This window comes from Lentzea waywayandensis (assembly GCF_900115955.1).
Lineage (GTDB): Bacteria > Actinomycetota > Actinomycetes > Mycobacteriales > Pseudonocardiaceae > Lentzea > Lentzea waywayandensis.
Map to the genome: position 1 here is coordinate 1 of NZ_FOYL01000010.1, position 25,298 is coordinate 25,298.

20 protein-coding genes and 1 rRNA gene are annotated in these 25,298 nt (G+C 68.1%); 8 read left to right on the forward strand and 13 right to left on the reverse strand.

Going from position 1 to position 25,298, the window contains the following annotated elements:
• The 3 genes from BM417_RS31550 to BM417_RS31560 all read right to left on the reverse strand — a co-directional run.
• Nucleotides 1-176, reverse strand: a 16S ribosomal RNA gene (locus tag BM417_RS31550); the annotation flags it as partial.
• Nucleotides 177-657: 481 nt separating this feature from the next.
• Nucleotides 658-4,185, reverse strand: coding sequence for an FkbM family methyltransferase (locus tag BM417_RS31555; RefSeq protein WP_143138876.1), 3,528 nt, complete (start codon nt 4,183-4,185; stop codon nt 658-660).
• Between the two features lie 18 nt (nt 4,186-4,203).
• Complete coding sequence (locus BM417_RS31560; RefSeq protein ID WP_093602140.1) at nt 4,204-5,547, reverse strand: glutamine synthetase family protein; 1,344 nt, start codon at nt 5,545-5,547, stop codon at nt 4,204-4,206.
• 41 nt (nt 5,548-5,588) lie between these two features.
• Between BM417_RS31560 and BM417_RS31565 the strand changes: the two genes are divergently transcribed.
• Both BM417_RS31565 and BM417_RS31570 read left to right on the forward strand, forming a co-directional pair.
• Nucleotides 5,589-6,224, forward strand: coding sequence for an LppX_LprAFG lipoprotein (locus BM417_RS31565; protein ID WP_093602142.1), 636 nt, complete (start codon nt 5,589-5,591; stop codon nt 6,222-6,224).
• Nucleotides 6,224-7,738, forward strand: a complete 1,515-nt coding sequence (locus tag BM417_RS31570) for an MFS transporter (RefSeq protein WP_093602144.1) — start codon at nt 6,224-6,226, stop codon at nt 7,736-7,738. The genes BM417_RS31565 and BM417_RS31570 overlap by 1 nt, the downstream gene beginning before the upstream one ends.
• Here the strand turns inward: BM417_RS31570 and BM417_RS31575 are convergent.
• Both BM417_RS31575 and BM417_RS31580 read right to left on the reverse strand, forming a co-directional pair.
• A complete protein-coding gene (locus BM417_RS31575) occupies nt 7,693-9,216 on the reverse strand; it encodes an alpha/beta hydrolase (RefSeq protein ID WP_093602146.1) in 1,524 nt (507 codons plus the stop codon). The two genes, BM417_RS31570 and BM417_RS31575, sit on opposite strands and share 46 nt — an antisense overlap.
• A complete protein-coding gene (locus BM417_RS31580) occupies nt 9,216-10,778 on the reverse strand; it encodes an alpha/beta hydrolase (protein WP_093602148.1) in 1,563 nt (520 codons plus the stop codon). The genes BM417_RS31575 and BM417_RS31580 overlap by 1 nt, the downstream gene beginning before the upstream one ends.
• Nucleotides 10,779-10,807: 29 nt before the next feature.
• Here BM417_RS31580 and BM417_RS31585 point away from each other — a divergent pair, with 29 nt between their 5' ends.
• The 3 genes from BM417_RS31585 to BM417_RS31595 are packed head-to-tail and all read left to right on the forward strand — an operon-like array spanning nt 10,808 to nt 14,419.
• A complete protein-coding gene (locus BM417_RS31585; protein WP_093602150.1) occupies nt 10,808-12,520 on the forward strand; it encodes an NAD+ synthase in 1,713 nt (570 codons plus the stop codon).
• 55 nt (nt 12,521-12,575) lie between these two features.
• On the forward strand, nt 12,576-13,766 hold the full coding sequence (locus BM417_RS31590; RefSeq protein ID WP_093602152.1) for a sensor histidine kinase: 1,191 nt from the start codon (nt 12,576-12,578) through the stop codon (nt 13,764-13,766).
• A gap of 2 nt (nt 13,767-13,768) precedes the next feature.
• Nucleotides 13,769-14,419 (forward strand): response regulator transcription factor, encoded by a 651-nt coding sequence (locus tag BM417_RS31595; protein WP_093602154.1) that lies wholly within the window; start codon nt 13,769-13,771, stop codon nt 14,417-14,419.
• Between the two features lie 2 nt (nt 14,420-14,421).
• On the opposite strand, the gene BM417_RS31600 is transcribed toward BM417_RS31595, so the two are convergent.
• The 3 genes from BM417_RS31600 to lysX all read right to left on the reverse strand — a co-directional run bounded on the left by BM417_RS31600 (nt 14,422) and on the right by lysX (nt 19,403).
• Nucleotides 14,422-14,904, reverse strand: coding sequence for a hypothetical protein (locus BM417_RS31600; protein WP_143138877.1), 483 nt, complete (start codon nt 14,902-14,904; stop codon nt 14,422-14,424).
• A gap of 50 nt (nt 14,905-14,954) precedes the next feature.
• A complete protein-coding gene (locus BM417_RS31605) occupies nt 14,955-16,034 on the reverse strand; it encodes a helix-turn-helix domain-containing protein (RefSeq protein ID WP_093602158.1) in 1,080 nt (359 codons plus the stop codon).
• 66 nt (nt 16,035-16,100) lie between these two features.
• Nucleotides 16,101-19,403, reverse strand: a complete 3,303-nt coding sequence (gene lysX / locus BM417_RS31610) for a bifunctional lysylphosphatidylglycerol synthetase/lysine--tRNA ligase LysX (RefSeq protein ID WP_093602160.1) — start codon at nt 19,401-19,403, stop codon at nt 16,101-16,103.
• On the opposite strand from lysX, the gene BM417_RS31615 reads away from it, so the two are divergent.
• Nucleotides 19,365-20,204, forward strand: a complete 840-nt coding sequence (locus BM417_RS31615; RefSeq protein WP_093602162.1) for an alpha/beta fold hydrolase — start codon at nt 19,365-19,367, stop codon at nt 20,202-20,204. The two genes, lysX and BM417_RS31615, sit on opposite strands and share 39 nt — an antisense overlap.
• Here BM417_RS31615 and BM417_RS31620 read toward each other — a convergent pair.
• A complete protein-coding gene (locus BM417_RS31620; RefSeq protein WP_093602164.1) occupies nt 20,182-20,544 on the reverse strand; it encodes a VOC family protein in 363 nt (120 codons plus the stop codon). The two genes, BM417_RS31615 and BM417_RS31620, sit on opposite strands and share 23 nt — an antisense overlap.
• A gap of 125 nt (nt 20,545-20,669) precedes the next feature.
• Here BM417_RS31620 and panB point away from each other — a divergent pair, with 125 nt between their 5' ends.
• The gene (gene panB / locus BM417_RS31625; RefSeq protein ID WP_093602166.1) at nt 20,670-21,524 is read left to right on the forward strand and encodes a 3-methyl-2-oxobutanoate hydroxymethyltransferase; all 855 of its coding nucleotides are present in this window, start codon (nt 20,670-20,672) and stop codon (nt 21,522-21,524) included.
• Nucleotides 21,525-21,532: 8 nt separating this feature from the next.
• Here the strand turns inward: panB and BM417_RS31630 are convergent, their stop codons facing one another.
• Nucleotides 21,533-22,390 (reverse strand): glutathione S-transferase family protein, encoded by an 858-nt coding sequence (locus BM417_RS31630; RefSeq protein WP_093602168.1) that lies wholly within the window; start codon nt 22,388-22,390, stop codon nt 21,533-21,535.
• A gap of 18 nt (nt 22,391-22,408) precedes the next feature.
• Between BM417_RS31630 and pip the strand changes: the two genes are divergently transcribed.
• Nucleotides 22,409-23,350 (forward strand): prolyl aminopeptidase, encoded by a 942-nt coding sequence (pip, locus tag BM417_RS31635; RefSeq protein ID WP_093602170.1) that lies wholly within the window; start codon nt 22,409-22,411, stop codon nt 23,348-23,350.
• Here the strand turns inward: pip and BM417_RS31640 are convergent.
• From BM417_RS31640 to npdG, 3 genes are read right to left on the reverse strand one after another with little or no spacing between them, the layout of a single operon-like run.
• Nucleotides 23,347-23,772, reverse strand: coding sequence for an RICIN domain-containing protein (locus tag BM417_RS31640; protein WP_093602172.1), 426 nt, complete (start codon nt 23,770-23,772; stop codon nt 23,347-23,349). The genes pip and BM417_RS31640 overlap by 4 nt on opposite strands.
• Before the next feature lie 50 nt (nt 23,773-23,822).
• Nucleotides 23,823-24,584 carry a helical backbone metal receptor gene (locus tag BM417_RS31645; RefSeq protein WP_093602174.1) on the reverse strand — a complete coding sequence of 254 codons (762 nt, stop codon included), beginning with the start codon at nt 24,582-24,584 and terminating at the stop codon, nt 23,823-23,825.
• Nucleotides 24,584-25,249: an NADPH-dependent F420 reductase gene (npdG, locus tag BM417_RS31650; protein ID WP_093602176.1), complete on the reverse strand. Its 666-nt coding sequence runs from the start codon at nt 25,247-25,249 to the stop codon at nt 24,584-24,586. Before npdG ends, BM417_RS31645 begins: the two co-directional genes overlap by 1 nt.
• Between the last annotated feature and the right edge of the window lie 49 nt (nt 25,250-25,298).

Sequence of the window (25,298 nt, forward strand, 5' to 3'; positions counted from 1 at the left end):
GTCGTATCCGGTATTAGACCTCGTTTCCAAGGCTTATCCCAGAGTACAGGGCAGGTTACCCACGTGTTACTCACCCGTTCGCCGCTCGTGTACCCCGAAGGGCCTTACCGCTCGACTTGCATGTGTTAAGCACGCCGCCAGCGTTCGTCCTGAGCCAGGATCAAACTCTCCAATAAGGATTGTGTTTGATCGCTCCAGACGGAATATGTCTGGCATCAATCTAGTCTTGCCTCAAAGGAACTACCTCGACGAGGAGGTAATTCATATATTACTGGCTGTGTTTCGGCACGCTGTTGAGTTCTCAAAGAACACGCGCTCACCGGTTCCAGTCTCCGTTTCCGGAGGCTTTCTCTCGGGGCTTGTGTTGAAAGCTTAGCCAGTTCGTTTTCGCTTTGTCAAATCGGCCGTTTCGGCTTCTTTAGCTCGGCGCAAACTCGCTTCGCATTCAGTTTTTTGCTTGGTTCAGAAGTTATCTGAGAGGCTTTCCCGGTGTCAAATCGGGGTCATTTTCAGATCCCGGACAGCACGTTAGGCCGTTCATTTACTTCTGGGGGTTTGACGCCGTGAGACTTTACCCGGCCCGATCCGCGGTGTCAACCGCTCGTTCCGGGGTCTCGCTTGCGACTTGGAGAAAGTTACTGATGGGGAGGATCAAAGTCAAATCGCCTGGTCAGCGGGCTGCTTGATCGGCACGGACGGCGACGGAGCAGCCGGCTTGGCCCCGACCGGACGCGGACGCAGCCACAGGGTGATGGAACGAAGTCCCTCCATCGCCCGCACGATCTGGTCCGGCGCGGCGGGCTGACGGGTCGCCACCGGCACCAGGTCGTAGCCCCAGACGCCGAACTCCTTGAGGACCGTCACCGGATCGTCACCGAAGTCCGCCGTCGAGGTCGCGGAGAACTCGAGGAACACGTGCGGCCTGTCGCGACGCAACAACCGGACGAGTCCCGCGAGAGCGCGATGCCCACGTCCAGGCGTGTCGACCTTGACGACGGAGAGCTTCATCCCCTGAACCAGGGCGATCTCCTCGAGCGCCTTGTCCAGGCGCACCGACTTCACCCGTGCCACGTCTTCGCCGGCATCGGCGGCCAGCGGCGACACCGACACACCGCCGGTCAACGTCGGCGACACCGCGAGCTCGCCCGCGCTCTCCCACGCGGCGCCCTCGACCACGGTCAACCGATCGGCGACAGCGGCGGGAAGGTTCGCCGAGACGTTGTGCCTGAGCAGAGCGGCGGCGGACGCGTCAGGTTCGACGGCGACAACGGCGCCCATCAGCCCGAGCCGCGACAACACCCGAATCGAGTGGTAGCCGACGTACGCGCCGACGTCGAGGAAGATCCCGTCCGGTTCCAGCACGGAGTCGAGCAGTTCCGCGAGGTCCGGCTCCCACACGCCGTTGGACGACAACAGCGGAAGCATGAACGCGTCGTCGGAGGGCAGCCGCATCATGCCCGCGTCGCACAACACCAACGACGAACGCACGGCGGGCGCGTCACCAGCGTTCTCATGCTGACGAACGACCACGCGCCGCAACGCGTCCGCGGTCTGTTGGGCGTGACTGGCCGCACGGATCGCGACGTCCAGGCGCGTGTCGCGCTCGCGGAACACCTCGACGACCTTCGACTCCAGCGAGTCGATCCGGTCCAGGGTCCGGTCGAGGGCGACGGTCAGCTTGTCGATCCGCTCGGCCAGCACCTCGTCCGACTTCGCGCGCTTGGCCGCCTCGGCGACGACCGCGTCCTCGACGTCGCGCTGCCGGCGGCCCTGACCGGCCATGTCCGCGCGCACGCGCACGACCCCGTCGTCGACGCCGATCAGCTGGTCGGCGAAGTGCGACTGGCGTTGCGCGACCTGCTCTACCTCGGCGCGGAGCAGTTCCAGCTCACCGGCTCCGACGCCGGCCTTCAGCGCGTCCTGCCGGTTGACCAGCTCGGACACCGTGCGCTCGACCCCGTCGATCAGGGTGTGCAGCACCTGGCGCATGTGGTTGTCGTAGTGGTCCAGCGCGCGCAACACGACCTTGCGCAGCGCGGGTGCCATCGGCGTCCGATGAGGGCCGTCCACGGTCGGCTGCCGCAGTAACGCGTGCTTGGCCGACTGGAGCGCGAGCATCGGGTCGACCTCGGCCTTCGGCTTCGGCCGGCGTGCCCGCCATCCCCGGTACGCGTGCTCGACGCGTTCACGGAGGACTTCGGCCACGCGTGCGACCGAGCGCACCGACAACACGTGCTCACGCCCGGCCGCACCGAGCGCCTCGGCCGTGGGCAGGTCATCGGCCAATGAACGCAGCAGCTTCGCGGCGGCCTGCACATCAGGTTCGGCGCCCTGGTGACACGGCACGAGAACCGCCGTCTTGCCGAACAGCTCGGCAACGGCGCCGTGGTCCGACGCCACCACGGGGACTCCCCGCACGGCCAGCTCGGCCAGGCGCAACGCGATCCGGTCGTCCGCCCCACCGCGGTGCAGCGACACCACGGCATCGGCGACGGCCGCCACGTCGAGGTCATCGATCAAAGAAATCCGCTGGTCAGAACCCGTGGCGAGGCGCAGTCGCTCGGCCGCCTCCGGGTGCTCGAGCGCGCCGGACACCGCGATCCGCAGCTCGACGTCGGTGCGGTCGGGGAACGCGGTCAGGAACGCCGACACGGCGCCCAGCACGTTGCCGGGCCTGTCCAGATCGTGGTCCGCGAGCGCCGCGAACACCACCACTTCGCCGGACTGGTGCTCACGTGCGCCAACGTCGTGCACGGGCACAGGCACCACACGCACGATGGGACCGCCGATGCGTTCGGCGGCGGCACGCGACACGTCAGATGAAAGCCAAAGTTCGTTCACGCCCGTGCGGTCGTCCGCAGCCGTGGCGTCCAACGCGACGTCGACCACGAACCGTCCGGCAGGCACCTCGTCCGAAGAAGCGCGCACCACGACGGGATAACCCGCGGCGGCCGACACGGGCAGCCCGGACGCACGGGCGGCGGCGAGCATCAGCTCGGCCAGCGGTCCCGAGCCCACGACGGACACGCCGAGCTGGTCGAGCAGTGCCGGGCCTTCCGACCGGGGCTGCGGCACGGCGGGCGCCGGCAACCGTCCGGAAGCGACACCGACCCCGGAGCACCACTCGCGCCAGGCGTCGGCGTCCGCGGCGAAAGGCGCCGGGAACTGCTGTTGCAGTGAGGCATCCGCACGCCACACCGCGTCGGCCCAGCGCGTGCCACCGTGCTCGGTCGCCTCGCACGCCCACATGAGGAACCCGCCGCCACCGTCCTCACCGAACGCGGGCGGCGGCGTCAACGCGGAGGCCCGGTAGTCGGCCCGCAGCTCGGACGGGATCTGGGTCCCGTCGATCAGGGAGTCGAACCGGTACGGCACGGGCGCCGCGGACCAACCACTTCGCACCAGTTCGGCGCGGTAGGACTGGCAGAGCTCGGCGACCTCGGCGTGCTCCGACAGCAGCACGCGGGGGCGTTCCGCGAAGTCGGCAGACAGCAGCCAGGGCCGGCGCGGGTCGAACCCGCGGAAGTGCACGGTCAGCAGGTCCTGGCCGACCACGGCCAAGGAACCGGACTCGGTGCGGTGCAACGGCCTGTCCGCGACGTTCCACACGGACAATCCGAGCCGTGCGTCGCGCACGACGAAATGCGGCACGATCGCCGGCATGTCCAAAGAGGTCAGGTAGGGCTCGGAACCCTTGCCGACCGCGATGAACCCGGGGTCGAAGGCACCCTGGTCGTGCAGGTCGGCGGGGCCGGGCTGAAGACCGTCGGACGGCAACGGCCGCAACGTGCGGGGCACCATCACGACCGGTGCGGTGCGCAACGCCTCCAGCACGAGCTTCGTGAGCGACCCGAACACCTGCACCCACGGGTCGAGGTACAGCACGGGCATGCCCTGCGACAGCAACGCCTCCAGCAGCCTTGGCACCATCGCGGCCTTCAGGGAAGCGGCGTCCAGCGAGGTCGCGAGCACGTGCAGCTCGTCCTCGGTGACACCGATCTCCATCGGCGTGATCAGCCCGGGACCCGCGTGCTCCGGCTGCGCGTCGACGATCAGCGCGACGAACCGGCCCTCGGGGTGCTCCGCGAGGAACGAGCTGGACAGGACCTTGACCGCGGGCAGCTCCGCCGCCGTGGCAACGGTGCACGCGCAGATCGTCGGCTGGAACTCGGGTACGTCAGTCACGGAGAGCACGTATCCGCCTCACAGCATGGGGAGAAGAGTGCGCAACTCGTACGGGGTGACGCTTCGACGGTACGCGTCCCACTCCGTCCTCTTGTTGCGCAGGAAGAAGTCGTAGACGTGCTCGCCGAGCGCCTCGGGGAGCAGCTCCGAGTTCTCCATCTCGGTCAGCGCCTCGCCGAGGTTCTGCGGCAGGTTCGCATATCCGGCCGCGCGTCGTTCGCGATCCGTCAGCGACCAGACGTCGTCCTCGGCGGGCGGCGGCAGCTCGTAGCCCTTTTCGATGCCCCGCAGGCCGGCGGCCAGGATCACCGAGTAGGCCAGGTACGGGTTGCACGCGGAGTCCAGCGAACGGACCTCGACGCGGCGCGACGACGACTTGCCCGGTGAGTACATGGGCACACGGACCAATGCCGAGCGGTTGGCGTGACCCCAGCACACGGCCGTGGGGGCTTCACCGCCGACGATCAGCCTCTTGTAGGAGTTGACCCACTGGTTCGTGACGCCGGAGATCTCGCGCGCGTGCTTCAGGATGCCCGCGACGAACTGCTTGCCGATGTCGGAGAGCTGGTACGGGTCCTCGTCGTCGTAGAACGCGTTGCGGTCGCCTTCGAACAACGAGAAGTGCGTGTGCATGCCCGAGCCAGGCTGCTCCGAGAACGGCTTGGGCATGAACGAGGCGCGCACGCGTTGCGTGATCGCGACCTCCTTCACCACGTAGCGGAACGTCATGACGTTGTCCGCCATGGTCAGCGCGTCGGCGTAGCGCAGGTCGATCTCCTGCTGGCCGGGCGCGCCCTCGTGGTGGCTGAACTCGACGGAGATGCCCATGGCCTCCAGCGCCTCGATGGCATGGCGGCGGAAGTGCGTGGCGGTCTCGTGCGAGGTCTGGTCGAAGAACCCGCCGTTGTCGGCCGGGATCGGCTCGCTTCCGTCGCCGGGCAGGTCCTTGAGCAGGAAGAACTCGATCTCGGGGTGCACGTAGCAGGTGAACCCGGCCTCGCTGGCCTTCGACAGCGTGCGGCGCAGCACGTGGCGCGGGTCGGCCCACGACGGGGAACCGTCCGGCATGGTGATGTCGCAGAACATGCGCGCGGAGTAGTTGGTGCCCTCCGGCGTCTGCCACGGCAGCACCTGGAACGTGCCGGGGTCCGGCTTCGCGACCATGTCCGACTCGTAGACGCGGGCGAAACCCTCGATCGCCGAGCCGTCGAACCCGATGCCCTCGCTGAAGGCGCCCTCGAGCTCGGCCGGTGCGACCGCCACGGACTTCAAGAAGCCCAGGACGTCCGTGAACCAGAGCCGGACGAACCGGATGTCGCGTTCCTCGAGCGTGCGGAGCACGAACTCCTGCTGGCGGTCCATAGAGCGCAGCTTAAGGGCTCCGGAGTCTCTACGATCAACGCATGTCCGCCCGTTGGTTGTTGGTTTGCGCACTCGCCCTGCTCACGAGCTGCACGTCCGGTGGAGATCTCCCCGATGGTGCGACCTTGCTCTCGAAGTCGGCCGAATCGATGCGCTCGGTCCAGAGCGTCCACTTCACCATCAAGGTCGACGGTGAGCTCCCGGACGTGCCGGTGAAGGAGGCCGACGGCGACCTCACCTCGGCCGGTGACTCGAAGGGCACCGCGAAGGTGAACTTCGCCGGGCAGCTGCTGGCCATCGAGTACGTCCTGACCGGGGGAAACCTGCACTTCAAGGGCCCGACCGGCGGGTTCACGAAGCTGCCAGCGGCGTTCGCGGGCCAGGTGTACGACCCGTCCGCGATCCTGAACCCCGAGAAGGGCGTCGCGAAGGTGCTCTCTTCTTCCAAGGACGCGAAGACCAAGTCGTCCGGTGACGTGTCGGTGGTCGAGGCGACGGTGCCGAAGGACGTGGCGGCCGGGCTGGTGCCGGGCATCTCCGCGGACGTGAAGGCGACGTTCTCGATCGACAAGGACAACAAGCTCAAGAGCGCGTTGTTCGAGCTTCCGGCTGGTCAGAAGGTCGACATCGGTCTGACCGACTTCGACAAGCCCGTCACTGTGACAGCGCCTGCCTAATGCGCAAAATCGCTCTCGCCGCGTCCGGCGCGGCGGTACTGCTGGGCGCGCTCGACGCGTACGTCGTCGTCGGTGTCCTCACGGACATGGTGCGCGACCTCGGCATCGCGGTGAACGAACTGGAGCAGGCGACGCCGATCGTCACCGGGTACCTGCTCGGGTACGTGGCGGGCATGCCGTTGCTCGGGCAGCTGTCGGACCGGCTCGGGCGGCGGTTCGTGCTGCAGATCTCGCTGCTCGGGTTCCTGGTGGGCTCGGTGATCACGGCGCTGGCCGCGGACGTGCCCCTGCTGGTCGTGGGCCGGGTCGTGCAGGGCCTTGCCGGTGGCGCGTTGCTGCCGGTGACGATGGCGCTGGTCGCGGACCTGTGGGAGGAGCGACGGCGGTCGTCCGCTCTCGGGACCGTTGGCGCTGCTCAGGAGTTGGGGTCTGTTCTCGGCACGCTGTACGGCATCGCGGTGGCGTCGCTGTTCAACGCCATGCCGTTGTTCGAGGCGTGGGAGCCGCAGAGCTGGCGGTGGATTTTCTGGGTGAACATCCCGTTGGCGGTCATCGCGATGGTGATCGTGCAACGGTCCGTGCCGAACACACGGCGCGAGGTGCGCATCGACGTCGTGGGCGGGGTGTTGCTCGCTGCCGCGTTGTCTTTGCTGGTCGTGGCGCTCTACAACCCGACGCCCGCCGAGTCGGTGCTCCCGTCGTGGGGCTGGCCGACGCTGATCGCGGCATTTGTCGTGCTGGGCGGCTTCTTCTTGTGGGAGCGCCGTAGCGCCGTGCGGCTCATCGACCCTGATGGCGTGCAGTGGCGACCGTTCTGGGCCGTGCTCGGGGTGTCGCTGGCCGCCGGTGCCGCGCTGATGGTGACGCTGGTCGACGTGGAGTTGTTCGCGCAGACGGTGTTGCGCCGCGATTCGGCGTCCGCGGCGACGTTGCTGACGCGGTTCCTGATCGCGTTGCCGGTCGGCGCTGTCCTGGGTGGATTCCTCGCCTCACGGCTCGGCGACCGCTGGGTGTCCTTCGGTGGGCTCGCAATGGCGTCGGTGTCGTACGTGTTCATCGCGCAGTGGCCCGCTGACGTCAGTGGGCTCGTGCTCACGCGTGACCTGGCCATCGCCGGTTTCGGGCTGGGCCTGGTCATCGCGCCATTGTCCGGTGCTGTGCTGCGGGTTGTGCCCGCCGTGCGTCACGGCGTGGCGTCGGCGTTCGTCGTCGTCGCGCGCATGACGGGCATGCTCGTCGGTGTGGCGGCGTTGTCCGCGTGGGGACTTCACCGGTTCCGCGAGCTCACGGCAGGCCTGAACACGCCGCTGCCGTTCGGCGTCGAGAAAGCCGAGTTCGACCGGCAGATGGCCGAGTACCAGCGCGGGCTCACCGAGGCGCTGCTCACCGAGTACCACGAGATCTTCCTGATCACGGCGGTGATTTGCGCGCTTGGAGCGCTGGGCTCGATCCTTCTGCCTGGACGGGCTCAGCAGACTGCGTCTGTTTCCGGCAGTCGCAGGTCCGCCAGGTAGTTCGTGCCCACGGTGTCCACACAGCCAATGCCTGCGAGGAACGCCGTGTGCTGGTTTCCGTTGTACGTCAGCAACCTCGCCCCTAGTGCACGTGAGAGGTCCACGCCGGACTGGTAGGGCGTCGCCGGGTCACCGGTCGTCGACACCACCAGCACCTGCGGCAGCCCGTTCACGTTCGGCGGATGCGGTTCCGACGTGTGCGGGGCCGGCCAGAACGCGCACGGGCCGAGCGCGGTCTCGTCGGTGGGAATCGTGTCGTTGCCCAGCAGTTCCAACAGCCTCCGACGGTTGGACTCCAGGGTGGCCCGGTCCTTGATCGGCGGTTCGTCGACGCAGCGGATGGCCACGAACGCGTCCTGGATGCGGCTGTAGGTGCCGTCCTGGGCGCGGCCGAGGTACTGGTCGGCGAGCTGCAGCAGGGTGGTGCCCTTGTTCTGCCGCAGTTCCTGGAGGCCCTTGAGCGCGGTCTCCCACAGCCGGTCGGTGTACATCGCCTGGATGATGGCGGTGTTCGCGTCCGAGTGGGACAGCTTGCGGTCGCCGACCTGCATCGGGGTCTTCTTGAGCGGCTCGATCATCTGCCGGAACTTGGACTCCGCCGTGCCCGCGTCCCTCCCGATAGGACAGTCGCGTTGCGCGCACCAGCCCGCGAACCGCTGGAACGACTCCTCGAAGCCCTGCGCCTGACGGGCAGACGCCGCCACCTTGTCGCCGTCGACCTCCACCGCGCCGTCGAGCACCATCGCGCGCACGTTGCGAGGGAACATCTCGGCGTACAAGGTGCCGATGCGCGTGCCGTAGGAGTAGCCGAGGTAGCTCAGCTTCTTCTCCCCCAGCGCGGCGCGCAGCACGTCGACGTCGCGCACGACGTCACGGGTTCCGACGTTGCGCAGCAGGTCGAGGCCGCTGCGCTCGGCGCAGCGGTCGACGAAGAACTTGTTCTCCTGTTCCGTCTGGTTCGCGCTCTCGCCCTTGGGCCGCAGCCGTTGCGCGTCACGTTCCGCGTCGGTCAGGCACTGGACGCGGGGCTGGCTCGCCCCCACGCCGCGCGGGTCGAAACCCACCACGTCGAACCGCTTGCCGACCGGGTTGTTCGGCTGCATGTTCGCGACGTGCGCCATGCCCGAGCCTCCCGGACCGCCGGGGTTCAGCACAAGTGAACCGACCCTCCGGTCCTTCTCGGTTGCGGGCCGGCGCAGCAGTCCTACGGTGATCGTTCCCGCGTCCGGCTTCTCGTAGTTGAGCGGGACCTGCAGACGCGCGCACTGGATGCCCTCGCGTTCGTACAGGCCCTTGCTCTTCGCATCGGTCGCGTAGGGCTGACACGCACCCCACGACAACACCTGCGAGTAGAAGCGCTCGATGCCCTTGCGGCCGGCGACGGGCGAGCCGTCGATGCGCGCGAAGGACGTGGACGTGCCGAACAGAACGATCAAGGCGAACAAGGCCGCGGTGACTCGGGATCGCCTCTTCGTCATTAGGCGCACCGGGTTCCGTCAGCGGGCAATGTCTGGTCGATCAGGTACTTCACGCCCGCGCCGTCCACGCACTGGTCACCCTGCAGGAAGACCGTGTGCTGGACGCCTTCGAACGTGAGCAGCCGCGAGTTGAGCGCCTTGGCCAGGTTCACGCCCGCCTCGTACGGCGTCGCGGGGTCGCCGGTCGTGGAGATGACCAGCAGCGGCGGGATCCCGTCTGCCTTGGGCGGCGCGATGGTGGCGCTCACCGGCGCGGGCCAGAACGAGCACGCGTCGAGGGCAGCGCCCGGCGGGTTGCCGTCGTCGAGGAACGGCGCCGCCGCCTTGTACTGCTTCGCGGTCTCGAGCAGCGCGTTCTTGTCCGTCAGCCGTGCGTCGTCCACGCAGTGCACCGCGTTGAACGCATCGGTGATGGTCGAGTAGCTGCCCTGGTCGTCACGGTCGTAGTAGGCGTCGGCGAGGCGCAACAGTGTCGTGCCCTTGCCGCTCTTCAGCTCCTGGAGGCCGTTGAGCAGGATCGGCCAGAGCTGTTCCGAGTACATCGCCTGGATCGCGGCGGTGATGGCGTCGTTGTACGACAGTTTGCGATCACCCACGGTGACCGGCTTCTGGATCAACGGGGTGGTCAGCTGGCGGAAGCTCGCGTTCGCGTCGTCGCCGAGAGGGCAGTCGTTCTTCCCTCTGCACCACTTCACGAACTCGTCGAAGGCCTTCTGGAAGCCGGCTGCCTGGGCGACCAGCGACGCGAGCTGGTCCTGGGTGGGGTCGACTGCGCCGTCGAGGATCAGTGCGCGCACGTTCTGGGGGAAGGTCTCGGCGTACTCAGTGCCTATCCGGGTGCCGTACGAGTACCCGACGTAGCTCAGCTTCGCGTCGCCGAGCGCAGAGCGGAGGACATCCATGTCCTTAACTACGTCCCGCGTGCCCAAGTTGGCGAGCATTGATGCACCGAATTTTGTCTCGGCGGCACACTTCTCGGCATATGCCTTGTTCTCTTGCTCCGTTTGGGCGATTCCGGCCGGACTCGTGTCCACATCGAGGTCCAAACGCTCCGCGTCGCGCTCCGGTCCGGTCAGACATTTGACCGCCGGCTCGCTCGCGCCGATGCCTCGCGGGTCGAATCCGACGAGATCGAACTTCGCCGCGAGGTCGGTCTTGCGGTAGGCGGTGATCATGCCCGCGGCCGACGCCATGCCGGACGCGCCGGGGCCGCCGGGGTTGGTGAGCAACGAGCCGATCTTCTGCCCGGTGGCCTTGTACCGGAGCACGCCGATGGTGATCGTGTCGCCGGTTGGCTTCGTGTAGTCGAGGGGAACCCTCAGGCGCGTGCACTCGACGTCGCGCTTGGTGCCGTACGCCTCCCGGCTCGACCCGGTCGTGGCGTAGGGAGCGCAGCTCTCCCAGCCGAGCTTCTGGCCGTAGAACTCCTCCAGACCGGCGGGCACGGTGCCGGCCGGTCCCGTCTCCTCGAAGATGACGCCGGGCTTGGACGTCCCTTCGATGATCGACGTGCAGGACGCGAGCAGCGGAATGACGAGCAACACGCTCAAGAGACGGGCCACAGCCCGATCGTATGGGAGATGATGAGGGCATGCCGCAGCTTCGGATCGCGCTCGCCCAGGTCAACGCCACTGTTGGTGACCTTGCCGGCAATTCGTCGTTGGTCGTGGAGTGGACGCGCAAGTCCCGTGAGGGCGGCGCGCACCTCGTCGTGTTCCCCGAGATGGTGCTGACCGGCTACCCGGTCGAGGACCTGGCGATCCGCACGTCGTTCGCCCGCGCCTCGGGCGAGGCCCTGCAGGCGCTGGCGGGTTCGCTGGAAGCCTCGGGCCTCGGGGACATCGCCGCTGTCGTCGGCTATCTGGAGCACGACTCCGTCGGCCCGCGCAACGCCGTCGCCGTGCTGCACGGCGGGCGTGTCGTCGCGCGGCAGAACAAGCACCACCTGCCGAACTACGGCGTGTTCGACGAGCGCCGGTACTTCAAGCCGGGTTCGTCGCTGGACGTCGTGCGGATCAACGGTGTCGAGGTCGGCATGGTGATCTGCGAGGACCTGTGGCAGGACGGCGGCCCGATCACCGCCCTCGGCAACGCCGGGGTCGACCTGGTGGTCTCGCCCAACGCCTCGCCGTACGAGCGCAACAAGGACGACCAGCGGCTGCCGTTGGTCGCGCGTCGTGCGGCCGAAGCCGGCGCGCCCCTCGCCTACTGCAACCTGGTCGGCGGCCAGGACGAGCTGGTGTTCGACGGCGACTCGCTCGTCGTGGCGGCCGACGGTCAGCTGATCGGGCGGGCGCCGCAGTTCGTCGAGCACCTGATGTTCGCGGACTTCGACCTGCCGGGCGGCCGCGACTACCAGCAGGGCCAGGTCGGCGACTTCTCCGTGCGCCGCGTGTTCCTGTCGGACGCGGTTGCGGCCTACGAGCCGTTGCCCGCGCCGCGCGTGTTCGAGCCGCTGTCCGATGAGGCAGAGGTGTGGCACGCGCTGGTGACCGGTCTGCGCGACTACGTGCACAAGAACGGCTTCCGGTCCGTGGTGCTCGGTCTGTCCGGTGGCATCGACTCCGCCGTGGTGGCCTCTCTGGCCGTGGACGCTCTCGGCGCCGACTCGGTCTACGGCGTCTCGATGCCGTCCTCCTACTCGTCCGAGCACTCACGTTCGGACGCCTCCGACATGGCCGTGCGCACGGGCCTGCACTTCACCACCGAGCCGATCGGCGAGATGGTGTCGACGTACGTCTCGCAGCTCAAGCTGACCGGCCTGGCCGAGGAGAACATCCAGGCCCGGTGCCGCGGCATGCTGCTGATGGCGTTGTCGAACCAGAACGGCCACCTCGTCCTCGCGACCGGCAACAAGTCCGAGCTCGCCGTCGGCTACTCGACCATCTACGGCGACGCGGTCGGCGGCTACGCCCCGATCAAGGACGTGCTGAAGACCCTGGTCTGGGACCTCGCCAAGTGGCGCAACGCCGAGGCGGAGAAGCGCGGCGAGACCCCGCCCATCCCGGAGAACTCGATCTCCAAGCCGCCGTCGGCCGAACTGCGCCCCGGCCAGGTCGACACCGACTCGCTGCCGGACTACGAGGTGCTCGACGCCCTGCTGGACGACTACGTCCACGGCGACCGCGGGTACGACGACCTGATGGCCGCCGGGCACCCGCCGGAGCTCGTCGACCGGGTGCTGCGGATGGTCGACAAGGCCGAGTACAAGCGGCGGCAGTACCCGCCGGGCACGAAGATCTCGAACAAGGCCTTCGGGCGGGACCGGCGGCTGCCGATCACCAACGGATGGCGCGAGGGCTGATTCGTAGAGCCTGCTCTACCGCGCCGTGCCTGGTCAGACCGATACGTTTGCCCGCATGAAACGGATTTGGGCGGCGCTGGTCTACCTCGCGAGCGGCCTGTTGACGGCCATCGCGTCGTGGCTCGCCATCGGCGTCCTGCTGCTGTCCGTGGTCGTGCTGCCGTTGCTGCCGATCACCGCGCCCTGGATTCGGCGGATCGTGGACCTCGACCGGCGGCGTCTCGCGCGGTTCACCGGGGTCCGGGTGCCGGCGTCGCCGCCGCTCGACGGGCCGTGGCTGCACCGGGCCCAGCGGGTGCTGGCTGATCCGGACAGCCGCCGCGACGGGATGTGGCTGATCACGCACGCCCTGTTCGGGACGGTGTTCGGGGCGATCGCGATCGGGGTCCCCGGAGCGCTGCTCCAGCAACCGTTCGTGCCGCTGATCTGGTGGGCGATCCCTGGCGGGTTCGAGAACTCGTTCGGGGTGCACGTCGACTCGTGGCCGAAGGCGCTGCTGAGCGTGCCGATCGGGATCGTGCTGACGCTGATCCTGCTCCAGTTCCCCCGGTTGGCGGACGTGGACGCTCGATGGGCGCGGAAGCTGCTGGCACCGCCCAAGGCGTCGCTCGAGAAGCGGCTGGCCGAGGTCGTGGCCACGCGGGCGGCCGCGTTGCAGGCGCACGGGGCGGAACTGCGGCGGATCGAGCGGAACCTGCACGACGGGACGCAGAACAAGCTGGTCGGCGTGGTCATGATGCTCGGGATCGCGGAGCGGACGCTCAAGCAGAACCCGGACAACGCGGCACAGGCGCTGCTGCGGGCCCAGGACGCGGCGGGCGAGGCGTTGGAAGAGCTTCGGAACGTCGTGCGGAGCATTCATCCGCCGGTGCTGGAGGATCTGGGGCTGGACGGGGCGATCCAGGCGCTGGCGGCGCGGTGTCCGGTGCCGTGCGTGCTCACGGCCGAGCATCTCGGGCGGTTGCCCGCGGCGGTGGAGGCGGCGGCTTACTTCGCGGTGGCCGAGGCGCTCACGAACGTGGCCAAGCACAGCGGCGCCAGGCATGCCTGGGTCAGTCTTGGAGTGGACGATGATCAGCTCACCGTTCTCGTGCACGACGACGGCAAGGGTGGCGCGGACGAGAAGCAGGGGACCGGGTTGGTAGGCATTCGTGGCAGGGTGGCGGCGCTGGACGGCAGCGCGGAGATGAGCAGTCCCGAGGGTGGGCCCACTGTGCTCACCGTCGTGCTGCCGGTGGGGAGGTGACCATGCGCATCGTGATCGCCGAGGACGACGCGTTGCTCCGCGAGGGGCTCACGTTGTTGTTGCGCAACGAAGGGCTGGACGTGGCCGCGGCCGCAGACAACCCGGACGACTTCCTCAAGGCCGTGGCCGAACATGAGCCGGACATCGCCGTGGTCGACGTGCGGATGCCGCCGACGTTCACCGACGAAGGCCTCAGGGCCGCGGTCGAAGCACGACGACGGCACCCCAAGCTGGCCGTGCTGGTGCTCAGTGCGTGGGTCGAGCAGAGCTACGCGCACGAACTGCTCGCCGGTGCGGGAGGCGGCGGCGTCGGCTACCTGCTCAAGGAACGCGTCGGCAAGGTCGCGGACTTCCTCGACTCGCTGCACCGGGTCGCGAACGGCGGCACGGCGCTCGACCCCGAGGTCGTGTCGCAGCTTCTGGTGCGGCGCAAGGCGGACGACGCGCTCAGCGTGCTGTCACCGCGCGAGCGCGAGGTCCTCGGGCTGATGGCGGAAGGGCTGTCGAACGCCGCCATCGGCGAGAAGCTCGTTCTCAGCGCGGGAGCCGTGCACAAGCACATCGGCAACGTCTTCCTGAAGCTCGGTCTCAACAGCGAGGACGGTTCAGGCGATCGACGAGTGCAGGCCGTGCTCGCGTACCTGGATCACTGAGATCACAGCAAGCCGTGCTTTGTCCCGAACGAACCGAACTGTGCGCCTGTGCAGGGCAACCTCATGCCGCTCTCACGCAGCATGTCGATCAGGTTGCCCGCACCCGCCTCGGTGATCTTGCCGTCGCGGCACAGCTGAGCTAGCAACCAGATCGTGCCGTGCACGTTCAATCCGTTGGCGCGGGCGACTTTGGTCGCCTTCTGGTCATCGGTGAGCGCGATGCCGCCGAGCAGCTCGCTGACCGCGAAAACGCTTGCTTCTCCATGGTCGCGCTCGGCCGTACCGATCAGCCTCGACCACTTCGCGAAGAGCAGGATCTCGTCAAGTTCATCCAGCGCGGCGACGTGAAGCCATGGCAGGTCGAGCGAGTTGCGAAGCAGCGGGCGGTCCTTGGCACCGCGGGCCAGTTCGCCCTTGACGATCGCCGTCGTCCAGCATTCCCTGCTGCTCAACAACTCACCGAGAACGTCCAGCCGCTCGATCAAGGCGAAGTGCGACAAACACATCGTGTCCAGAACCAGCGGTTCAGTCCGTGTCATGGTGCGACTTCGTCCTCAGGAGCCACAGGTAGATCGCTCTCGACGAGCTGACCATGCATGAGCTCGACCGCGCGCGACGGTGTCACCATGTTGCGCGTGAGCGATTCCATCACCGCTGTGGCGTAGTGACGCGGCACTCTGGTTGTTTCAAGATCGGGCTGAGGAGCCCACCCGATCGCATTCATCAGCTCCGCCCTGGTCGGTCTCTGCTGGTTCCACGTGTGGGCCTCGTCAGCGCTGATCGCGCCAACATGCACTGCTTGGCGCGTCGCGAGCGACCATGACGTGCGGTAACGAGCAGCGAGTTCAACCAGGCCCGCTCGCCCGTTCACCCTCGACACCACCTCTGAGGGAAGCAACAGCTCGGCTGCGAACGCATCGACCACCGACTCTCGGTCACGCTGGGAAGCGTGGACGCCGATGTCGTTGGAGTACGCATCGCCGAGCACCATGTGCCCTAGTTCGTGTGCCGCTGTCGCCCTGCGTCGACCTGGATCTCCCGACCGGCTGACCACCGCCACCGCCAGTTCGTCGTCGACCACCATCGATGCGCCTTCACCTGGAAGATCAGCTACGAGCACGAACTGCCCAGCGCTCTCGCAGACGTCCATGAGAGTGGGAATCGGGTCGAGCCGCAGGCCGAAGTGCGATCTGAAGCGGGAGGACACCAGCCTCGCGGCGTCTTCGTCGGCCGCACCCTCGGACCGGTAGATCCTGGCCGCGGAGAGCGTGCCGAAGTCGAGCAGCTGCCGGACATCCCGCGCCCACGTTTCCAGCTGTGCTTCCAGGCGATAAGCCTGTCGGCCCGCGTCAGTGGAGGTGTCCTCGGTCAGCTCCGCACGATTGGACAACACCGCTGGAGCACGATGCAGGAAGAAGTCCAGCGGCACGGCGAGTGCGGCAGCGAGCCTGGTCAGCTCCAATGCGTCGACCTTGCGCGTGCCGGCTTCGATCTTCGCGATCATGGTTCGATCGAGCGATAGCGCAGCGCCGAGTTCGGCCTGGGAGAACCCAGCACCGATTCGGGCGTCGCGTACCCGCTCGCCCACCTCGCTCCACTCTCGCACTTCCGCCATGGTGCGATTTTCGCACAATTTGATAGCCGCGTCACACTTGACCACAGAACGTGACCGGATCAGGTGCTACATCGGACGAACAAAGGGGAAGAGCACGGTCTGCCGGATCGACGTGCCGGTCAGCATCATCAGCAACCGGTCGACGCCCATGCCGAGCCCACCGGTCGGCGGCATGCCGTGCTCCAACGCGCGCAGGAAGTCCTCGTCCAGCTCCATCGCCTCGACGTCACCGGACGCGGCCTTCAACGACTGCGCCTCCAACCGGCGGCGCTGCTCCAGCGGGTCGGTGAGCTCCGAGTAGGCGGTGCCGATCTCCGCGCCGAACGCCACGAGGTCCCACCGCTCGGCCAGGCGCGGGTCGACGCGGTGCTGGCGGGTCAGCGGCGACACCGAGGTCGGGAAGTCGATGTAGAAGGTCGGGCCCACGGTGGAGGCCTCCACGAACGAGTCGTACGCCTCCTGCACCAGCTGGCCGTGGTCCCAGTCGTCGTTGATCTCCACGTCTCGCGCGGACAGCAGTGACCGCAGCTCCGTTACCGACGTGTCCGGGGTGACCACCGCGTCCAAAGCCTCGGAAACCGCCGTGTAGACCGGAATCACCGGCCACTCCCCCGAGAGGTCGAACATGCCGTCCGGGCGGTGCGCCACCTCGGAACCGAACGCCTCGCGCGCCGCGTGCTGGATCAGCGTGCGGACCAGGTCGAGCATGACCCGGTAGTCCGCATAGGACTGGTAGGCCTCCAGCATCGTGAACTCGGGGTTGTGGGTGGCGTCCGCGCCCTCGTTGCGGAAGTTGCGGTTCAGCTCGAACACCCGGTCAACGCCCGCGACGCACAGCCGTTTCAGGTACAGCTCCGGCGCGATCCGCAGGTACATGCGCATGTCGTAGGCGTTGATGTGGGTCACGAACGGCCGGGCGTTCGCGCCGCCGTGCACCGCCTGCAGCATCGGCGTCTCGACTTCGAGGTACTCCTGCGAGTGCAGGAACTCGCGCACGCTGCGGATGACGTCGCTGCGCAGCTTCAGCAGGTGCGCCGAGTCCTGGTTCACCACCAGGTCTAGGTAGCGCTGGCGGACGCGCGCCTCCGGGTCGGTGAAGCCCTTCCGCTTGTCCGGCAACGGATGCAGGCACTTCGCGGTCATCGTCCACGACGAGGCCAGCACGGAGATCTCGCCGTGGTCGGACTTGATCACCCGTCCGGTCACGCCGACGTGGTCGCCGAGGTCGACGTCCGACTTCCACGACGCCAACGCCTCGCCCAGCGCGTCCACGGTCAGCATCAGCTGGATCTCGCCGCTGAAGTCCCGGATCCGCGCGAAGCAGAGCTTGCCCATCTCCCGCAACGCCACCACGCGTCCGGTGACCGACACGTCCTCGCCGAAGCGTTCCCGTGCCCCGGCAAGAAGATCCGTGCGGGAGAACCCGACCGGATACGGGTCGACACCTCGGGACAGGAGCCGTTCGACCTTCGCGATCCGCACCCGGACCTGCTCGGGCCTGCGCACGGCCTTCGGTTCGACCCGGATGGCGTCGATCTCGGCGACCTTCAGCGCGAACTCGGAGCTCACGTCCGTCTTCTGCAACGCCCGCTTGCGCAACGACCGCAGCGACGGCACGAAACCCTCGGCGACACCGGCGGCGATGCTGACCCGCGGCAACGAGCGGGAGCGCTGGTAGCAGAGGAAACGCGGCTCCCACTCCGGCAGGTACTTGGCGTTCGACCGGTACAGCGACTCCAGCTGGAAGAACCGCGAGGCGAGCGACAGCACCCGCCGCCACGCCCGCAGCACCGGGCCGGCGCCGATCTTCTCGCCCTCCTCGAACACCGCGCGGAACATCGCGAAGTTCAACGAGATCCGTTGCACGCCAAGGTGTCCGGCGGCGGCCGCGAGCTGGGCGACCATGTACTCGTTGAGGCCGTTCTCGGCGCCGCGGTCGCGGCGCATCAGGTCCAGCGACACGCCCCGGCGGCCCCACGGCACGAACGACAGCAGGCCGCGCAGGGCACCCGACTCGTCATAGGCCTCGACCATCACGCACCGGCCGTCGCTCGGATCTCCCAGGCGCCCCAACGCCATCGAGAACCCGCGCTCGGTCTCGGCGCCGCGCCACGCCTCCGCCAGGTCCAGAATGGACGCCATCTCGTCCGGCGCGATCTCGCTGTGCCTGCGGACGCGAGTGGTGTACCCGGCCCGTTCGACGCGCGACACCGCCTGGCGCAGCCCGCGCCGTTCCGGACCGGCCAGGTTGAACTCGCGGACGTCAAGGATCGCCTCGTCGCCGATCTCCAGCGCCTTGAGCCCGGCGTCGGAGTAGACCTGCGCACCTCGTTCGGAGGCGCCCAGAACCCCGGGCATCCAGCCGTAGGTGCGCGCCTCGGACAGCCACGCCAGCACGGCCTCCGGCCAGTGCTCCTCGTCGCCGATCGGGTCGGCCGACGCCAGCGTCACGCCACCGATCACCCGGTACGTCAACGCCGCCCGCCCGGACGCCGCGAACACGACGCTCTTGTCGCGCCGGGTCGCGAAGTAGCCCAGCGAGTCGGGCTCGCCCTCCGCGGCCAGCAGCCGGCGCACGTCCAGCTCCTGCTCGCCGGTGATCATGCTCTGCGACCGGACGCCGCGGAAGAAGATGTACATCCCGCGGGCCGCGACGAGCGTGCCGCCCAGACCGAGGAGCACGCTGAGCCACTGCGGGCCTTCGGGAATGTCGAGGCGGCCCAGCCGGACGACCTCACCCGTCGCCTGGTTCGCCGCCCACGCGACCTTGTCGAGTTGCTCGACCAGTTTGCCGGAGAAGATCTCGGTGAGCCCCCAGCCGAGGAGGACCAGCGCGATCATGCCCAGCACGAACGACGCAAGCGCTTGCCGCCACGCACCGCGCGCCACCCGTGCCGGGAAGGCGTCGCGCACCACGAACAACAGCACGACGAACACGAGCGAGGTCGTCATCCCGACGCCGAGGAACACCCAGTGCGGCTTCTCGCCCTCATCCAGGATTTCTTCAGGCGCCAGGGCCAGGATGACCATGATGAAGCCGACCAGCAGCAGACCCATGACCTGGAACAGCAGCAGCGTCCACAGCGCCGCTCGCTTGTGCCTGCGCAGGGCGGCGCCGAGCACGAAGAACACCATGGCGATGAACAGGTTGCCGTCGATCGGCAGACCGAAGAAGTACCCGATGCCGTCCGCGACGTCGGTGAACCAGCTGTCCTCCGGCAGGATCACTCTGAGCAGCGACAACGCCCCGGCGAGCTGCACGATCGTCGCGATCGTGCCCGCGGTCTTCCACTTCCACGCCGGTGCCACTGCATCTCCCGAGGTCAGCCGATGACCGTCATGATTCCGTCTTCGGCCGGACGAGTGCATGTCGCGTCCTCCGGGCGTGTCGAGGCGCCCGTCGTGGTGCTCAGCTCAGGCCTGGGCGGGGCCTGGTTCGACTGGGACCGGACCGTGCGCCTGCTCGAACCACTCGCACGGGTGATCGTGTTCGACCGGCCGGGCCTGGGGCTGAGCGGTCCTGCCCGGCGCGGGCCGTCGCTGGCGCGGGAGGTGGCGGTGCTCGACGCGGTGCTGCGCGGGGTGCCCCGGGCGATCCTGGTCGGGCACTCCATGGCGTCGATGCACGTCGAGGCCTACGCGAGGCTGCGGCCGCACCGGGTCGGCGGACTGATCCTGCTCGATCCGGACGCCGAGACGCCCGGTGCGGGAGCCCCGTTCGACCCGTCCGCGATGATCGCGCAGGGCATGCGGGCCATCGGCAGCCGCTGGCTCGGCGCCCGGATCACGCGGCGGTTCGGGCACTCGTTCCGCAACCTGCTGACCGCGGTCTCGACGCTCGGCATGACCGATCCGGCGCCCTCCGACCTGGTCGAGCTCGTCTACCGGCGGCCCGGTGTCGGGCGGGCGGTGCTGTGGGAGCTCGCGTCGTACCCCGGCCAGGTGGCGACGCTCGAACGGCTGCGGGCACGCCGGCCGTTGCCGCGCGTGCCGTTCCTCGTGCTCACGGCCGGACGGAAGGTGTGGCCGGAGCACCGGTCGTTGGCCGCCCTCGTGCCGTGGGGACGCAACGTGCCGGTGCCCGGCAGTCGGCACATGATTCAGATGGACCGCCCGGACGCCGTGGTCATGGCCGTCCGGGAGGTGCTCAGGGGTCTACCCGACCACTGAGCAGGCAGAACTCGTTGCCCTCCGGGTCGTGCAGCGTGTACCAGCTCACGTTCTCGCCCTGACCGATGTCGGCCCGCGTGGCTCCGAGCGCAAGAAGGCGCTCCAGTTCCTCGTCCTGCTCGCGGTCGGTCGCCCGCACGTCGATGTGCAGGCGGAGCTTCTGGAGCTTGCGGTCGGGGTTGCGCAGGAACAGCAGCGTCGTGCGCTGGTCCTTCGGTCCGATCTCGACCGACACGTCGTCGCGATCGAGGATCTCGTAGCCCAGAACTTCTCCCCAGAAGGCGGCAAGGCGTTCGGGATCGGTGCAGTCGAGTACCAGTTCAGTGATTCGTGCGGCCACGCGTGTGACGGTAACCGCATCTGCATTCCGTTTCCGTCTGACGGTGCCACTCTGGTGTTCGGCAACCGTGCACCAAGCGCCTGGGGACCCACCGACGTGGGCCTCAAGGAAAGGAACGGTCGACGATGACCAATGCCGATGTTTCCGCGCCCTACGGCTCCGGAGCGGGCCAGAAGCCCCCGGCCAAGCGGGTCCGCGTTCATCACCTGCGTGAGATGAAGGAACGTGGCGAGGCGTGGCCCATGCTCACCTCGTACGACACCTTCACCGCCTCGATCTTCGACGAAGCCGGCATCCCCGTCCTGCTGGTGGGCGACTCGGCGTCGAACACCGTCTACGGGAACGAGACCTCGCTGCCGGTCACGGTGGACGAACTCGTACCGCTGGTGCGTGCGGTGACGCGTTCGGTCAAGCGTTCTCTCGTTGTCGCTGACCTGCCGTTCGGCTCCTACCAGGTGTCGGTCGAGCAGGCCGTCGCGACGGCGGTCCGGTTCATGAAGGAAGGCCAGGCACACGCGGTCAAGCTGGAGGGTGGCGCGTACTTCGCGCCGCACATCCGGGCGATCACCGCCGCGGGCATCCCGGTCATGGCGCACATCGGCTTCACCCCGCAGTCCGAGCACCAGCTGGGCGGCTACCGCGTGCAGGGGCGTCACGACAACCACGACGTCGTGGTGCAGGACGCGCTGGCCGTGCAGGAGGCGGGCGCGTTCGCCGTCGTGCTGGAGATGGTGACCGCCGAGGTCGCGAAGCAGATCACGCACGACCTCGTCATCCCGACCGTGGGCATCGGCGCCGGTCCGGACACCGACGCCCAGGTGCTGGTGTGGCAGGACATGATGGGCCTGAACCGCGGCAAGGCACCCAGGTTCGTCAAGCGCTACGCGGACATCGGCAACGTCATGCTCGGCGCAGCCTCCGAGTTCGCCAACGAGGTGCGCGGGCACCAGTTCCCCGGCCCCGAGCACACCTTCCACTGATCGTTCGTTCAGCGGGTCCAGACCTCCGGGTCTGGACCCGCAGGCACGATTCCGGTCGGATTGATGCCGTGGTGCGTCACGTAGTAGTGGCGCTTGATGTGATCCCAGTCGACCGTGTCGCCGAATTGCGCGAAGAGGCGTTTCGCATAAGCCCACAGGTTCGGCATCTCGGTGAGCTTGTTCCGGTTGCACTTGAAGTGGCCGTGGTAGACCGCGTCGAACCGGACGAGCGTGGTCCAGAGCCTGATGTCGGCCTCGGTGAGCTGCTCTCCGACCAGGTAGGTGTGGTCGGTCAGGTGCTCCTCGATGCGGTCCAGTCCGGTGAACAGGGCCGTGTAAGCCTGCTCGTAGGCCTCCTGTGACGTGGCGAAACCGGCCTTGTAGACGCCGTTGTTGACGTGGTGGAAGATCGGCTCGATCCAGGCGTCGATCTCCTCGCGCAGGTGCTCCGGGTAGAGCGTGCTCTCCGGGCGCCATTTGAGGCTGAAGTCCAGGGTGATCTGCGGGTAGTCGTTGGTGACGACCTCGCCCGTGGTGGTGTCGACCAGCGCCGGGACGGTCACCCGGCCCTCGTAGCTCCCGTCGGCCTTGTCGTAGGCCTCTTTGAGGTAGTCGATGCCCAGGACCGGGTCGGTTCCCTGGAAACGCCAGCCCTTCTCGTCGCGGATCGGGTCGACGACGGCCAGTGAGATGTCGTCTTCGAGGCCGAGGAGCTTGCGGACGATGACCGCGCGGTGCGCCCACGGACAGGCGAGGCTGACGACGAGCCGATAGCGGCCGGGTTCGGGTTCTGGCCGCGCGGTGAAGCGGTTGGGCTGCCGGACGAACGCCCCCGTGGTGGAGGTCTCCTGCGAGAACTGCGCCATGTGTCCGACGATAGGCCCATGTACCCGGAGATCGAGCCCCACGCGTCAGGCCACCTGGACACCGGCGACGGCAACCTCGTGTTCTGGGAGGAGTGCGGCAACCCGGACGGCAAGCCCGTCGTCTTCCTGCACGGCGGCCCCGGCGGCGGCTGCTCGCCGTCGCACCGGCGCCTCTTCGACCCCTCCGCCTACCGGATCATCCTGTTCGACCAGCGCGGTTGCGGACGTTCGCTGCCGCACGCGTCCATGTCCGGCGATCTGTCGCTGAACACGACCTGGCACCTCGTGGCCGACATGGAACTGCTGCGGACGTCACTCGGGATCGACCGGTGGCAGGTCTTCGGCGGCTCCTGGGGGTCGACCCTGGCGCTGGCGTACGCCGAGAAGCATCCCTCGCGCGTGTCGGAGCTGGTGCTGCGCGGGATCTTCACGCTGCGTTCGTCCGAGGTGGACTGGTACTACCGCGGCGGCGCGGCGAACCTCTTCCCCGACCTGTGGGAGAAGTTCATGGCTCCGCTCGCCGGTCTCTCGGGTGACCCGGTCGAGCTGTACGCGACGTTGCTGGCTTCCGAGGACCCCGAGGTGCACGGGCCGGCGGCGGTCGCGTGGAGCACGTGGGAGGGCGCGACGGTGACGTTGCTGCCGCGGCCGGAGCTGGTGGCGGAGTTCGCCGTGCCGGAGTACGCGCTGGCGTTCGCGCGGATCGAGAACCACTACTTCGTGCACGGCGGCTGGTTCGAGGAGGGTCAGCTGATCCGGGACGCGGTGCGGTTGAAGGACATTCCCGGCGTGATCGTGCAGGGCCGCTACGACGTCGCGACGCCCGCGGTGTCGGCGTGGGACCTGCACCAGGCATGGCCGGAGTCGGAACTGGTGCTGGTGCCGGATGCCGGGCACGCGTACGACGAGCCCGGCATCCTCGCCGCTTTGCTGGCAGCGACGGATCGGTTCCGCGACTAGCGGAGACCGATCCACTTCGCGCTGGACGTCGTGCAGGTCTCGACCGCCACCTGCGCGGTGAGGCACTTGTTGGTGCCGACGTTGCGGAACTGGAACGAGGTACCTGACGCGACGCGGCGCCAGCGCTGGTTGGCGCTCGTCGTGCAGGCCTGGCCGAGCACGTCACCGGACGCGGTGGCGCCCAGGCACTTGTCGGTGGCCATGTTGTGCGGCCAGTCGACGCCACCGCTTATCGGGACGATCCAGCGCTGCTCGTCGGCCAGTTCGTTGCACGGCCTCAGAACGACGTTGCTGCCGGTGTCGGCGAGGCAGCGGGTGCTACCGGCGAGCTGGTAGACGACAACGGGTTCGGCGCTGGCCGGGATGGCGGTGAGCGTGACGGTGGCGGCGGCTGTCGCGATGATCGCGGCTAGTTTCCCCATGGGCGAGAATCCTGTCAGCGTCGGGGATTCCGCGAATCCACCCACGGTTGTCAACCCTGGCCGTAGTCGAGTGCCCTCTGAAGACTACGTCTTGCTTCCACGAGCGAAGGCCCGTACCAGGTCAGATGCCTGCCGTTGACCAGCACGTACGGCAGTCCCGGGAAGCTCTCCGGGCCGTCCTCGTGGGTGAACACGTACGGTTCGTCGGGCAGGATCACCAGGTCGGGGCGCCTGTCGTTGAGCTCCTCGAGGCTCGGACGCGGGTAGCGCTCCTCGTCGGAGGCGTAGACGTTCTCGATTCCCAAGCGGCGCAACACATCGGTGGCGAAAGTATCCCTGCCGACGACCACCCACGGGCGGCGCCAGACCGGGATCAACGCCGTGAGCTTCGCCGGTGCCGTCTCGCGCCAGAGTTCTTCGGCCTTCGTGAGCCACTCTGGTTCAAGGTCCCAGCCGAGCCCGAAGAACCTCCTGAGCGATGCCAGCGCCATCGGGACCGTCTTCGGCGCCTCGGTCACCCAGACGTTGATGCCGTTGGCGCGCAACCGGTCCACGTCCTCGGCGCGGTTCTCCTCGGAGTTGGCGATCACGAGGTCCGGGTTCAGGCTCAGGACCTTGTCGACGTCCGGGTACTTCGAGCCGCCGACGTGGGGAACGTCCAAATCGGACGGATGCGTGCAGTAGTCCGTGGCCCCGGCCAGAGCTCCGGGCACGCTGACGGCGACGGCCTCGGTGATCGACGGCACCAGACTGACCACGCGTCGCGGCTGGTCGAGCGGGACCGGCTCACCGAGGTCGTCGACGGGCAGCATCAGACTCCCGTGATCTTCAGGCCGGCGTGGGTCTTGTACCGGCGGTTGATCGCGATGAGGTTCGCGGTGAACGCCTCGACCTGGTGCGCGTTGCGCAGCCGCCCGCCGTAGACGCCCCGGAAGCCCGGCACCAGCTCCGCCAGTTCGCGCACGGTGTCGGTGGCCTCGCGGTCGTCGCCCAGCACGAGCACGTCCATGTCCACTTCGGACACCGCGAGGTCGGCCAGCAGCACGGCGGACACGTGGTGGAACGCGGCGGTGACCTTGGACTCCGGCAGCAGGAGCTCGGCCTGCTGCGCGGCGCTGCCCTCGGTGACCGGCAGCGCGAACGGCCCCTGCTTGTCGAAGCCGAGCGGGTTCACGCAGTCGATGACGATCTTCCCGGCCAGCTGGTCGCGCAGGGACGCCAGCAGGTCGCCGTGACCGTCCCACGGCACCGCGACCAGCACGATGTCGGAGTCGGCCGCGCAGTCGGAGTTGTCCGCGCCCCGGACGTCGCCGCCGGCGATCTCGACGATCTCCTTGGCAGCCAGCTCGGCCCGGTCCGCGCTGCGGGAACCGATGATCACCTTGAGGCCCGCCTTGGCCCAGCGGATGGCGAGGCCCTTGCCCTGGGCTCCGGTGCCGCCCAGGACGCCGACGGTGAGGTCACGAATGTCAGTCACCCCTGCATCTTCACACGATCCGCCGGAAGCGGGCTGCCCAACGTGACCT